Genomic DNA, 12,013 nt, shown 5'->3' with positions numbered 1-12,013 from the left:
GAGACCTGGTCGCCATCGATCCTAAGCGACTTTCCGGCTGTTTTGTACTGGCTGGTCAGTCACACCCTCAGTCGGCCAGGGCCCTGCGGAGGCGGCCCTCGTCGACGCGCCAGAACGTGTGCTGGCGGCCGTCGACGAGGACGACGGGAATTTGCTCCCAGTACCGCTCGTGCAGTTCCGGGTCCTGGGTGATGTCCTTCCTCTCCCACAGCACCCCGAGGTCACCGCACACCCTCTCCACCACGGCCTGGGCGTCGTCGCACAGATGACAGCCGGGCTTGCCCACGAGGGTGACGAGACGGTCCTGCGAGGCCTTGCGGCGGAAGAGCGGGCTCATGCCGGCCATTCTCACCCCGCGACGGCACAGGGGAACCCCCTGCACCCCCCAAAAAACCAAGGCGGCGCACGGAACGGCGCGCCGGCGTCCCGCCGGGTGGTAGCCGGCCGGGGCGCCGGAGCCCGCAGGCCGGGGGCAGCGGTTCCGCCGGACCGGAGGTCCGGCCCGCCCCGGGGGCGTCTCGCGGGGAGCGGCGCCCCCGAAGATCACCGGCGGGCCCGCAACTCACCGGCGGGCCCGCAACCAGGACGCGTGTCCCATGGCCCGCCACACCACACCACACCGCGGGACACGGCCCGCGGGAAGCGGTCCCCGTAGGCCGGGAGGGGCGCTTTAACGACACGGACGTGCAGAGTTCACGGTGTTCAAACCTCTCGACTCCGGAACCGCCGGACGGACTGGCTATGCTCACGCCATGGCCGCTCTCGGATGGCTCACTCCCCGTAGGCGTTCCGCCACGGCGCGGAGCGTGTTGGCAGGCGAGGCCTCGGCAGAGGCAGCACGCAAGTCCACCCAGGAAGTTTCCGGCCGCGAACCGGAGTTCCCGGTCCACGGCGACGAGCGGGCTGCCGCTTTCTTCGATCTGGACAACACCGTGATGCAGGGCGCGGCCCTGTTCCACTTCGGCAAGGGCCTGTACAAGCGGAAGTTCTTCGAGAAGCGCGACCTCGCCCGGTTCGCGTGGCAGCAGGCGTGGTTCCGGCTGGCCGGCGTCGAGGACCCCGAGCACATGCAGGACGCGCGCGACTCCGCGCTCTCCATCGTCAAGGGCCACCGGGTCTCCGAGCTGAAGTCCATCGGCGAGGAGATCTACGACGAGTACATGGCCGAGCGGATCTGGCCGGGCACGCGGGCCCTGGCGCAGGCGCACCTGGACGCGGGCCAGCGGGTGTGGCTGGTCACGGCGGCGCCGGTGGAGATCGCCCAGGTGATCGCGCGCCGCCTGGGCCTGACCGGAGCGCTCGGGACGGTGGCCGAGTCCATCGGCGGCGTGTACACCGGCAAACTGGTGGGCGAGCCACTGCACGGCCCGGCCAAGGCCGAGGCCGTCCGCGCACTGGCGGCCGCGGAGAACCTGGACCTGAGCCGCTGCGCGGCGTACAGCGACTCCCACAACGACATCCCGATGCTCTCGCTGGTCGGGCACCCGTACGCGATCAACCCGGACTCCAAGCTGCGCAAGCACGCCCGCACCGAGGACTGGCGCCTGCGGGACTACCGCACGGGACGCAAGGCGGCGAAGGTCGGCATCCCCGCGGCGGCGGGCGTGGGCGCGGTGGCCGGCGGCACGGCCGCGGCCATCGCGATGCACCGGCGCCGGCGCTGACTCCGACTCCTCCCGGCCACCCCTGCCGCCCCTGCCGCCCCTGCCACCCGGTCAGCTCCGCGACGACGGACACACCCGTACGGCTGCCGGTCCGATCACCGGAGAGCAGAAGTGGCACCCCGCCCGCGGGCCCGGCCAATCCCACTGCCGTACCCCGCAACCCCGCCGTCCAGTCCTCTTGGCTGCACACGGCCACGACACGTCCCGTACCGAACCGGAATGCGAAGCATTACGGTCAACATTCGGTCATCTTCAGGTCCCCGAACGGACATCAACAGGCCACCGAAGCGACGTAACCGACGATTTCAGCAACTCGGCGTAGCAGGGCCTGCACGAAGCGTTATTCTCCTCAGACGCAAACCGGTGCCCCTCCGTCGCCACGACGGGTGAAAGGTTCCGCACTGCACGTGATGGAAGCTCTGCCTCTGGGAGTCCCGTGTACCCACACGTCGGGGTTGACGACCCGGGCCTGACCGCACTGCGCGCAGCAGTCACGGCGGCCCGGGAGTTGCTGCGCGGCTGCGTCCCCACCGCGTACGCCGTCCCCGCATTCGCCACCGCACCCGCCGGCCCCTGCCCCACCGCCGCCGACGCGCCCGTCGGCCCCTGCTACGCCCTCGCCGACGACAGCGCCGCGGTGGGAAGGCACCGAGGCGGACGGCCGTCCGGCGCCACCACCGCCCGCCGCCCCGCGGCGGACAGTGACAGCGCCAGGATGATGGAACTCGTGGAACGCGCCCAGGCGGGCGAGGCCGACGCCTTCGGACGGCTCTACGACCAGTACAGCGACACCGTGTACCGCTACATCTACTACCGGGTGGGCGGCAAGGCGACCGCCGAGGACCTCACCAGTGAGACCTTTCTGCGGGCGCTGCGCCGCATCGGCACCTTCACCTGGCAGGGGCGCGACTTCGGCGCCTGGCTCGTCACCATCGCCCGCAATCTCGTCGCCGACCACTTCAAGTCCAGCCGCTTCCGCCTCGAGGTCACCACCGGGGAGATGCTCGACGCCAACGAGGTCGCGCGATCCCCCGAGGACTCCGTCCTCGAATACCTGTCCAATGCCGCCCTCCTCGACGCCGTACGACGTCTCAACCCCCAACAGCGCGAATGCGTCACGCTCCGGTTCCTCCAGGGTCTCTCCGTCGCGGAGACCGCCCGCGTGATGGGCAAGAACGAGGGGGCGATCAAGACCCTCCAGTACCGGGCCGTCCGCACCCTCGCCCGGCTCCTCCCCGAGGACACGCGCTAGCATCACCATCAGCGACAGGTGGCGCGCCCTGCGTGACACTCCGTTGGCTTCCTGTTGACTTCCCGTTGACTTCCCGAACCGACGCTCCGGCGCGCGTAACCCATGCACCGCGCCGCTCGTTGTGCGGGATACACAGGCTCCCTGCGGTCAACCCCCAACCGACCCCGATCACCCGATCGTGTGGACGTGGTCAGGGGGTGGAACCCTCAGGCCCCCTGGGGAGTCGACCGTCATGACGAGAGGAGGTGCCGCCAGTGATCGCGAACGTATCGGCACACCGGCGGGCGAACGCCTTCGCCCAGGCCCTGGAGGAGCAGTCCGATCGGGGCACGGCGGCCGAACAGTCCGAAGGATCGGCCCCGGCTCCGGCCGCTGCGGAGACGGAACAGGCGCGGCTGCTCACGCTGGCCGCCGGTCTCGGCGAGTTGCCCAGGCCGGAGCTGGATCCCGAGGTCAAGGTCGTCCAGCGGGCCCGGCTGGTGGCCGCGTTCGAGGCCATGCTCCAAGAAGGCACCGCCGAGGGCGAGGCAGCGGATCCGTCCGTACCCGACCAGCGTTCACGCCGCGCCCGGGGCACACACCGGGCAACCCCCCTGGGAAAGCTCAGACCGCGCTCACGCCTGGCCAAGGGCCTCACCGCGGGCGGACTCGGCGTCACCGTGGCCGCGGGCGCCTTCGGCGGAGTCGCCGCCGCCAGCTCCGACGCCCTGCCCGGCGACTCGCTCTACGGTCTCAAGCGCGGCATGGAGGACGTCAAGCTCGGCCTGGCCGACGGCAACCACGAGCGGGGCCGCGTCTTCCTCGACCACGCCTCCACACGCCTCGGCGAGGCCCGTCGGCTGATGGAGCGCGGCCGCAGCGGCGACCTCGACCACGAGTCCCTCGGCGAGATCCGCCGCACCCTGTCCGGCATGCGGCACGACGCGTCCGAGGGCCATCGGCTGCTGCGCAACGCGTACCGGCACGACCCGGGCTCCCTGGGGCCCATGCAGGCCCTCTCCTCCTTCTCCCACGCGCACCGGCAGGTCTGGGGATCCCTCCGCGACCGGCTGCCGCCGCAGCTCGGTGACGTCAGCGAGCAGGTCTCGTCGGTGTTCGACGCCATAGACGAGGACGTCGCCCCGCTGCAGTCCCTGCTTCCCGACCCCCCTGCCCGCGAGGGCGGCGGCGACGGCAGCGGACGGCGCGGCGGCTCCGGGTCCACGCCGAGCGACCCGCCCGGTACGGGCAGCTCCAGGACGCCCGGCACCACCGACGGCACCGACGGCTCCGCCGACGAGGGCGGCACCGGCAGCGGCGCCCCCAGCGGGTCCGCCGACTCCGGCGACAAGGGCGGGGGCCTGCTCGACGGCGGCACCGGCGGGCTGCTCGACCCGCCGGAGGAGAGCGGCCGCGCCGACACCTCGCCGCCCGCCGGCGGCGGCGGAGCGACCGCGCCGGCCCCGCCCGACGTCACGCTTCCGCCCCTCCTCCCCGGCCTGCTGCCGGGGCTGGGCATCGACAGCGAGGACGTGGAGTAGGGCGCGGCGGAGCGACCGCGCGGGTGGGCGGGGAACCCGGTGGCCGGGGAACCCGCCCGCCCTCACCCGCACACCCCGTACGGGTCTTCCTAGAAGAACACCGATCGTCGCTGCACCAGCAGCTTGTAGAGGGTGTGCTGGATCTGTTCCCGGACCTGGTCGGTCAGGTTGAACATCAGCATCGGGTCCTCGGCCGCCTCCGGCGGGTAGCTCTCCGTGTGGATCGGCTCGCCGAACTGGATGGTCCACTTCGTCGGCAGCGGGATCGCGCCGAGCGGGCCGAGCCACGGGAAGGTCGGAGTCAGCGGAAAGTACGGGAACCCGAGCAGCCGCGCGATGGTCCTGCCGTTGCCGATCATCGGGTAGATCTCCTCGGCCCCGACGATCGAGCACGGGATGATCGGTGTCCGTGCGCGCAGCGCCGTGGAGACGAAGCCGCCGCGGCCGAAGCGCTGCAGCTTGTAGCGGTCGGCGAAGGGCTTGCCGAGGCCCTTGAAGCCCTCCGGCATCACCCCCACCAGTTCCCCCTGCTCCAGCAGCCGTGCCGCGTCCTCGGCGCAGGCCAGGGTGTGACCGAGCTTGCGGGCGAGTTCGTTGACCACCGGCAGCATGAACACCAGGTCCGCCGCGAGCAGCCGCAGATGCCGTTCGGCGGGGTGGTTGTCGTGGACGGCGACCTGCATCATCAGGGCGTCCAGCGGCAGCGTCCCGGAGTGGTTGGCGACGATCAGGGCGCCGCCCTCGGAGGGGATGTTCCCGATGCCCTTCACCTCGACCCGGAAGTACTTCTCGTACACCGGGCGCAGCAGGGACATGAGGACCTGGTCGGTGAGCTCCTCGTCGTAGCCGAAGTCGTCGACCGCGTAGTCCCCGGTGAGCCGGCGGCGCAGGAAGGCCAGCCCGCTCGCGACCCGCCGCTCCAGGCCGCCGCCTTCGCCCCCGGAACCGGATTCCGCCCCCGGGCCGGTGCCGGGGACGGCACCGGACGCGGCGGCACCGTCGTCGTGCTCTGCGCGGGATTCACGGGCTTCACGGGATTCACGGGGTGGGCGGGACTCAGGGGGCACCGGGACATCGTCCCCGGCGGGCGCCCGCCCCGGCAGGGGCTGGACGTCGCCCATCCCGGCGGCCCCCGCGCCCTGGCGCCGGTTTCCCGCACCCCGGCGGCGCGACGGGCGCTGCGCGGCTCCCCCGGCGCCGCCGGCGCCACGGGAGCGGTCGTCGTCGAACGGAATGACCTTGGCGTCCGCCATCGTGCTGCGCTCCTCAGTTGGCGCTCTGCTTCGGGGGGTGACCGCTGCCCGTGCCCGGCAGGGGCAGCGCGGCGATCCGGTCCACGGCCCTCGCGAGGGCCTCCGGCGGAAGCAGCCCGGGGCCGCGGCTGCGCACGAAGTCCGCGAACGTTTCTGCCGTCGTGTACTTCGCCGTGAAGCCCAGCGTCTCGCGCATCTGGTCCGTCGCCACCACTCGGCCGTGTGTGAGCAGCCGGATCTGCTCGGGTGAGAAGTCCGACATCCCCAGCGTACGCACCAGCGTGCCCGCCCAGGTGACCGCCGGGAGGAGCAGGGGCACGGTCGGCCGGCCGAGCCGCCTCGAGCACTGGGACAGCGTCAGGACACCGTCCCCGGCGATGTTGAAGGTGCCGCTGTTGAGCGTGGAGCGCCGGGGCTCGTACGAGGCGAGGCGCAGGACGTCGATCACATCGTCCTCGTGCACGAACTGCAGCCGCGGGTCGTAGCCGAACACGGTCGGCAGGACCGGCAGCGAGAAGTACTCGGCGAGCGGGCTGTCCGCGGCGGGGCCCAGGATGTTGGCGAACCTGAGCACGCACACGGCGACGTCCGGGCGGCGGCGCGCGAAGCCGCGCACATAGCCCTCGACCTCGACGGTGTCCTTCGCGAAGCCGCCACGGGGCAGGGACTTGGGCGGGGTCGTCTCGGTGAAGACCGCCGGATCGCGGGGCGCGGAGCCGTAGACGTTCGTACTGGACTTCACGACCAGCCGCTTGACGCTCGGGGACTTCTGGCAGGCACCGAGCAGCTGCATGGTGCCGATGACGTTGGTCTCCTTGAGCACCGTCCTGCTGCCGCTGCCGAGCGGTGTGCCCGTGACGTCGAGGTGCACGACGGTGTCGGCACCGGCCTCGGCGAGCACGCGCGCGACGGTGGGCTGCCGGATGTCGGTCTGGACGAAGTCGGCGCCGCCCAGGTGGTGCGCGGGCCGGACCGCGTCCACGGCGACGACCCGGTCCACGTCCGGGTCACGCAGGATCCGCCGGACGAAACGGCCCCCCAGCGGACGGGCCGCTCCGGTCACGAGCACGACTTTCCCCAAGACCAGCGCCTTCCTCTTGCCTTCGCCCTGTTGATGCCCTGCCTGCGCCTGGCCTCGTCCTGCCCGCGCCACGCGCCCGGCCCCTGTGATGGCAGTGGCCCCCCACCGATGCGGTGGGGGGCCACTGGACACGCTTCCGCGTCGTCGCTTACTTCTTGTTGCGACGCTGAACGCGCGTGCGCTTGAGCAGCTTGCGGTGCTTCTTCTTGGCCATCCGCTTGCGCCGCTTCTTGATAACAGAGCCCACGACTACCCTCGCTCACTTCTCATCACTCGGTGTTTGGGCGCCATGGGCCCACACGACCTACGAGGGGCTAGCCTACCCGCCCGAGCGCTGAGGTCGTAATCGAGGTGACCGGGGAGGCCCGCGAGTGCCCTCGTGCGGGTCTCCCCGGCTCGCCGTCAGGCGGTTTCCACCCCCACATAGCTCTCGCGGAGGTACTCGTGAACCGCTTGCTCCGGGACGCGGAAGGACCGCCCCACCCGGATCGCGGGCAGATGACCACTGTGCACCAGGCGGTACACGGTCATCTTCGACACTCGCATCACCGAGGCGACTTCCGCCACGGTAAGGAACCGAACCTCGTTCAGAGGCCTTTCGCCAGCTGCAGCCATGACACACCTGAACCTTCCGCACTCGACGGGCACCGGCTTCCCCTTCCGGTGACTCTTCGTCGCTGCGTGCTCACTCCCCAATGTAGGGGCGGGTGATGCGAGTGGGGAAGAGGTGCACCCATCGGCGGCCTACCGTGACAGACACGCCCGATTGATTACGTAGCGGGTCAGTGGCAGGTAGTGAGCGGACCGCACGCCGTCATCAAGTGGAACGACCGCCGAGAGGCACCCCTCGGCCTCCCCCACGAACGGGGCGGGATCGTTCACGTCGGCCAGTGCGACGGCCTCGAACCCCAGCTGACCTGCCCCGCAGGCCCAGCCGTGGTCCCCGATCACCAGCCCGGGAAGCGGCCCGCCGGCCTCGGCGGCCGCGGCGAGCGCGGTCCGAACCGGGAGCGGGGAGTGCGTGTGCGCGCCGGGCTCACCACCGGGGTGTTCGGGAGGCGCACCCCGGACCAGCGCGACTCCTCGCACGTAGTCGAGGCGGTACGTGCGTAGACCGAACCGGGTCGTTATGTCGACACAGCGACCCTGCGCCGGGGTGAGGACGTCACATCCCGCCGCCGACAGAGCGTCTGCCAGAGCGGCGTAGAAGCCGAGCAGCCGGTGCGGGTGACCGGTGCCGAGCAGCACGGGCGCACCGCTCCGGGCGGCGGCCGCGATCCGTTCCGCATAGACGTCCAGGGCGGCCAGGGTCCGCTCCGGGTCGATCACATCATGCCCGGAAACATGCCGAGGGTCGGCCGAAACCCCACACCTGGCCGCCATCAGCTCGATCAGTTCCCGCTGCCCCCACACCCCTTCCGGGTCGAGTCCGATCAGGGCGCGCGGGTCCCGGGCGGCGAAGAGCCGGTAGCTCCGCAGGCTCTCCTCCCGTGTGGTGGACACGGTCCCGGACAACCGGGTGGCCAGCAGATGCGCGCGAAGCCCGGCGACGCTCGGGTCGGCGGACGGAACGGCGGGAGGGACGGGTGGGTCGGTCGTGGTCGGCACGGCAGCGATGGTGCGCGACCGGGACCCGGGCCGCCCCGGGAACCCGGGAAACACCGCACGGTCGGCGTAACCGCGCGGGAGCGACCTCACCGCGCAGGGACAGGGGCAGGGATAGGGGCAGAGGCAGGGGCAGGGGCAGGCCCGCACCTCTTACGGCGGCCGGACTAGGGCAGCAGCCCCCGCAGCGGGAACACCGCGCGCCGGGTCGCCAGTACCGCCTGGTCGAGACGGTCCGCCGGGTCGTAGCCGTCCTCCCAGGAGGCCCAGGTCACGGGTGACCGGCCGTCGGTCATCCGCATCGGACCCGGCTGCCGGGTCCGGGCGTACACCTCCTGCCGCCAGCTCTCGGGGATCGTCGTCGTCGGATCCACCGGCTTGCCGGCCGCGATCCCCACCAGATGTGTCCAGGACCGCGGGACGACCTCCACCACCGCGTAACCGCCGCCGCCCAGCGCCACCCAGCGCCCGTCGGCGTACTCGTGCGCCAGCTCGTGGCACGCCACCTGCACCGCGCGCTGCGCGTCCAGCGACACCGCCAGATGTGCCAACGGGTCCTCGAAGTGCGTGTCCGCCCCGTGCTGCGTCACCAGCACCTGCGGCCGGAAGTCCGCCAGCAGCTCCGGTATCACGGCGTGGAACGCCCGGAGCCAGCCCTCGTCCCCGGTCCCGGCCGGCAGGGCGACGTTGACCGCGCTGCCCTGCGCGCCGTCCGCCCCGGTCTCCTCCGGCCACCCCGTCTGCGGGAACAGCGTCCGGGGGTGCTCGTGCAGCGACACCGTGAGAACCCGCGGGTCCTCCCAGAACGCCGCCTGCACCCCGTCCCCGTGATGCACGTCGACGTCGATGTACGCGACGCGTTCGACGCCCAGCTCCAGCAGCCGGGCGACGGCCAGCGCCGCGTCGTTGTACACACAGAACCCCGAGGCCGCTCCCGGCATCGCGTGGTGCAGCCCGCCCGCGAAGTTCACCGCGTGCAGCGCCTCCCCACGCCACACGGCCTCGGCCGCGCCCACCGACTGCCCCGCGATCAGCGCCGACGCCTCGTGCATCCCGGCGAAGGCGGGATCGTCCGTCGTCCCCAGCCCGTACGACTGGTCCGCGGCCGCCGGGTCCTTCGAGGCCGCCCGCACCGCGCCGATGTAGTCCTCGCGGTGCACCAGCCGCAGCGTCGACTCACCGGCCGTCTTCGCCGCGACCACCGCCACCTCACGGTCCAGCCCCAGGGCTGCCACCAGACTCCGGGTCAGCACGAGCCGGACCGGGTCCATCGGATGGTCCCGGCCGAAGTCATAGCCCGTTACTGCCTCGTCCCACATCAGCTGTGTGCGGCCACTCATGCCCGCCACCGTATCGGTCCGGTTCAGAAGCGAACGACCTGGCGTACGCGAATGTCACCAGCACCAACACCATCGGCACAAGCATCGCCCCACGGTAGCTCCAGACGTCCCCGATCACCCCGACCAGCGGGGAACCGATCAGGAACCCCACGTAGTTGAAGACGTTGAGCCGTGCGACGGCCGCGTCCGACGCGCCGGGGAACAACCGCCCCGCCGCCGCGAAGGTCTGCGGCACCAGCACACAGAGCCCCAGCCCCACCAGCGTGAACCCCAGCATCCCCACCCACTCCCCCGGCGCCCCGGCGACCACGGCGAACCCCACCGCCGCCACCAGCGACCCGGCCCGCACCACCGCCACGGCGCCGAAGCGCCGCACCCCGAAGTCCCCGATCGTCCGCCCCAGCAGCGTGGTGACCATGTAGAGGGTGTACGGAACGGTCGCCGTCTGCTCCGAGCTCCCCAGCACGTCCTGGAGGTACTTCGCGCTCCAGTTCGAGACCGTAGAGTCCCCGATGTACGCCACCGTCATCACCAGACACAGCGGCAGCAACAGCTTGAAGGCGACGGCCCGGGACCTGGACCCGGTCCCGGGACCGGGACCGGGACCGGGACCGGGCCCGCTCTCCGCGGCCGCCCCGGAACCGTTGCCCTCTCCCCTGCCCTCGTGCTGCTCCCGGTCCACGTACCGCCGGCTCCCGATCAGCGCTGCCGGCATCAGCACCAGCACGACCGGCAGATACGACATCCACAGCGCCAACTGCCAGTACGCCCCCACCCACGCGAGCGATGCCCCGGCGATCCCGCCGAGACTGTAGGCGGCGTGGAAGCTCAGCATGATGCTGCGCCCGTACACCCGTTGGAGACTCACCCCGAGCATGTTCATCGAGGCGTCCAGCGCCCCCACCGCCAGCCCGAACACGGCCAGCGCCACGGCCAGCCCGGCCATGTGCTCCCCCGCCCCGACCCCGAGCAGCGCCAGCAGCACGACCGGCTGCGACCACCGCAGGACCCGGCTCGGCGGCACCCCCTTCACCAGACGCTCCGTCACCACACTCCCGATACCGGCGAGCACGGGCACCGCGGCGAGGAAGGCGGGCAGCAGCGCGTCGGAGACCCCGTACCGGTCCTGGACTGCGGGGATCCGCGTCACGAGCAGAGCGAAGGCGACTCCCTGCACCAGGAAGGCGAACGCCAACGAGACCCTGCCGCGCCGCAGCACATCAGTCATGGCGGCGAGCGTAGGGGCCCCGGCGTACTGGTGGGTAGATCCGGCCAAAGGTGAACTGTGCTCAGTTCTTCCTCAGGAGCCCGAGCAACTCTGCCGGACGCGCGAAGAGCCGGGTGGCGTCCGCCAGCTTCTCGGCCGGCGTCATCGAGGTGAACCCGTACACGTCCATCCCGGCCGCGACCGCCGCCTGGACGCCCAGTGGACTGTCCTCGACCACGACACACCGCTCCGGTGCGACCCCCATCCGCTCCGCCGCATACAGGAACAGGTCCGGTGCCGGCTTGCCTCTCCCCACATCCTGGGAGCTGAAGATCCGCTCGTCCTCGAACCACCGGTCGAGCCCGGTCGCACGGTGCCCCACCCGGATCCGCTCATGGCTGCCGGACGAGGCCACGCAGTACGGCACCCCGTCGGCCGCCAGCGTCTCCAGCACCTCGACAGCACCGGCCACCGGCTTCAACTCGCGCTCGAACGCGGCGAAGACGCGGCCATGGAACACATCGTCGAAGTCGTCCGGCAACCGCTGCCCGGTCCGCTCCTCCACCAGGTCGTGCACCCGATGCATGGCGGACCCCATGTAGTCACGGACGGAGTCCTCGTACGATGTCGGATGCCCGAGCTCGGTGAGGTAGCCGGCCAGAAGCCGGTTGGAAATGGGCTCACTGTCGACGAGGACACCGTCGTTGTCGAAAATAACCAGGTCATAGCGCATGACTCCGACCCTAAACGCAGAAAGCCCCGTGCCGGATGGCACGGGGCTTTCCCCTCAAGAATTGTTCGGCGGCGTCCTACTCTCCCACAGGGTCCCCCCTGCAGTACCATCGGCGCTGTAAGGCTTAGCTTCCGGGTTCGGAATGTAACCGGGCGTTTCCCCTACGCTATGACCACCGAAACACTATGAAACAGACAACCGCACCACACCCCGCCGGCACACCGACGGAACACGGGGTTGTTCGTGGTTTCAGAACCAACACAGTGGACGCGAGCAACTGAGGACAAGCCCTCGGCCTATTAGTACCGGTCAACTCCACACGTTACCGTGCTTCCATATCCGGCCTATCAACCCAGTC

General features: G+C 71.2%; 12 protein-coding genes and 2 rRNA genes. 3 read left to right on the top strand and 11 right to left on the bottom strand.

Annotation, left to right across the window (positions count from 1 at the left end; all coding sequences use genetic code 11):
* Nucleotides 1-67: 67 nt before the first annotated feature.
* Nucleotides 68-346 carry a glutaredoxin family protein gene (locus tag ORI94_RS27925; protein ID WP_266080736.1) on the bottom strand — a complete coding sequence of 93 codons (279 nt, stop codon included), beginning with the start codon at nucleotides 344-346 and terminating at the stop codon, nucleotides 68-70.
* A 406-nt stretch (nucleotides 347-752) separates the two neighbouring features.
* Here ORI94_RS27925 and ORI94_RS27920 point away from each other — a divergent pair, with 406 nt between their 5' ends.
* From ORI94_RS27920 to ORI94_RS27910, 3 genes are all read left to right on the top strand, one after another.
* Entirely contained in the window at nucleotides 753-1,664 is a 912-nt protein-coding gene (locus tag ORI94_RS27920) for an HAD family hydrolase (RefSeq protein ID WP_266080734.1), read from the top strand.
* A 436-nt stretch (nucleotides 1,665-2,100) separates the two neighbouring features.
* The gene (locus ORI94_RS27915) at nucleotides 2,101-2,916 is read left to right on the top strand and encodes an ECF subfamily RNA polymerase sigma factor, BldN family (RefSeq protein ID WP_266080732.1); all 816 of its coding nucleotides are present in this window, start codon (nucleotides 2,101-2,103) and stop codon (nucleotides 2,914-2,916) included.
* A 254-nt stretch (nucleotides 2,917-3,170) separates the two neighbouring features.
* Nucleotides 3,171-4,436, top strand: coding sequence for a DUF5667 domain-containing protein (locus ORI94_RS27910; RefSeq protein ID WP_266080730.1), 1,266 nt, complete (start codon nucleotides 3,171-3,173; stop codon nucleotides 4,434-4,436).
* Between the two features lie 89 nt (nucleotides 4,437-4,525).
* Here the strand turns inward: ORI94_RS27910 and ORI94_RS27905 are convergent, their stop codons facing one another.
* The 10 genes from ORI94_RS27905 to ORI94_RS27860 all read right to left on the bottom strand — a co-directional run.
* Nucleotides 4,526-5,689, bottom strand: coding sequence for a lysophospholipid acyltransferase family protein (locus tag ORI94_RS27905; protein WP_266080728.1), 1,164 nt, complete (start codon nucleotides 5,687-5,689; stop codon nucleotides 4,526-4,528).
* Nucleotides 5,690-5,702: 13 nt separating this feature from the next.
* Nucleotides 5,703-6,770 (bottom strand): NAD-dependent epimerase/dehydratase family protein, encoded by a 1,068-nt coding sequence (locus ORI94_RS27900; RefSeq protein WP_266080726.1) that lies wholly within the window; start codon nucleotides 6,768-6,770, stop codon nucleotides 5,703-5,705.
* 148 nt (nucleotides 6,771-6,918) lie between these two features.
* Entirely contained in the window at nucleotides 6,919-7,017 is a 99-nt protein-coding gene (locus ORI94_RS27895) for a 30S ribosomal protein bS22 (protein WP_003948845.1), read from the bottom strand.
* Nucleotides 7,018-7,172: 155 nt separating this feature from the next.
* Nucleotides 7,173-7,385, bottom strand: coding sequence for a helix-turn-helix domain-containing protein (locus ORI94_RS27890; protein ID WP_062193679.1), 213 nt, complete (start codon nucleotides 7,383-7,385; stop codon nucleotides 7,173-7,175).
* A gap of 129 nt (nucleotides 7,386-7,514) precedes the next feature.
* Nucleotides 7,515-8,300, bottom strand: coding sequence for a phosphatase (locus tag ORI94_RS27885; protein ID WP_266080959.1), 786 nt, complete (start codon nucleotides 8,298-8,300; stop codon nucleotides 7,515-7,517).
* 242 nt (nucleotides 8,301-8,542) lie between these two features.
* A complete protein-coding gene (locus ORI94_RS27880; protein ID WP_266080724.1) occupies nucleotides 8,543-9,715 on the bottom strand; it encodes an acetoin utilization protein AcuC in 1,173 nt (390 codons plus the stop codon).
* On the bottom strand, nucleotides 9,666-10,943 hold the full coding sequence (locus ORI94_RS27875; RefSeq protein WP_266080722.1) for an MFS transporter: 1,278 nt from the start codon (nucleotides 10,941-10,943) through the stop codon (nucleotides 9,666-9,668). The genes ORI94_RS27880 and ORI94_RS27875 overlap by 50 nt, the downstream gene beginning before the upstream one ends.
* Before the next feature lie 61 nt (nucleotides 10,944-11,004).
* Nucleotides 11,005-11,655 (bottom strand): HAD family hydrolase, encoded by a 651-nt coding sequence (locus tag ORI94_RS27870; RefSeq protein WP_266080720.1) that lies wholly within the window; start codon nucleotides 11,653-11,655, stop codon nucleotides 11,005-11,007.
* A 63-nt stretch (nucleotides 11,656-11,718) separates the two neighbouring features.
* Nucleotides 11,719-11,835, bottom strand: a 5S ribosomal RNA gene (rrf, locus tag ORI94_RS27865).
* Between the two features lie 99 nt (nucleotides 11,836-11,934).
* Nucleotides 11,935-12,013 (bottom strand): 23S ribosomal RNA (locus tag ORI94_RS27860); the annotation flags it as partial.

Origin of the sequence: Streptomyces sp. NEAU-W12 (assembly GCF_026242095.1) — a bacterium.
Taxonomy (GTDB): Bacteria; Actinomycetota; Actinomycetes; order Streptomycetales; family Streptomycetaceae; genus Streptomyces.
Note: the sequence above shows the minus strand (reverse complement) of the source record. Positions and strands in the feature narration are given on the sequence as shown.

What these genes read in the sequence shown, in the direction of transcription:
- ORI94_RS27870 (WP_266080720.1), bottom strand. Translation starts at nt 11,655, where the DNA reads ATGCGCTATGACCTGGTTATTTTCGACAACGACGGTGTCCTCGTCGAC.
- ORI94_RS27890 (WP_062193679.1), bottom strand. Translation starts at nt 7,385, where the DNA reads ATGGCTGCAGCTGGCGAAAGGCCTCTGAACGAGGTTCGGTTCCTTACC.
- ORI94_RS27925 (WP_266080736.1), bottom strand. Translation starts at nt 346, where the DNA reads ATGGCCGGCATGAGCCCGCTCTTCCGCCGCAAGGCCTCGCAGGACCGT.
- ORI94_RS27905 (WP_266080728.1), bottom strand. Translation starts at nt 5,689, where the DNA reads ATGGCGGACGCCAAGGTCATTCCGTTCGACGACGACCGCTCCCGTGGC.
- ORI94_RS27875 (WP_266080722.1), bottom strand. Translation starts at nt 10,943, where the DNA reads ATGACTGATGTGCTGCGGCGCGGCAGGGTCTCGTTGGCGTTCGCCTTC.
- ORI94_RS27920 (WP_266080734.1), top strand. Translation starts at nt 753, where the DNA reads ATGGCCGCTCTCGGATGGCTCACTCCCCGTAGGCGTTCCGCCACGGCG.
- ORI94_RS27880 (WP_266080724.1), bottom strand. Translation starts at nt 9,715, where the DNA reads ATGAGTGGCCGCACACAGCTGATGTGGGACGAGGCAGTAACGGGCTAT.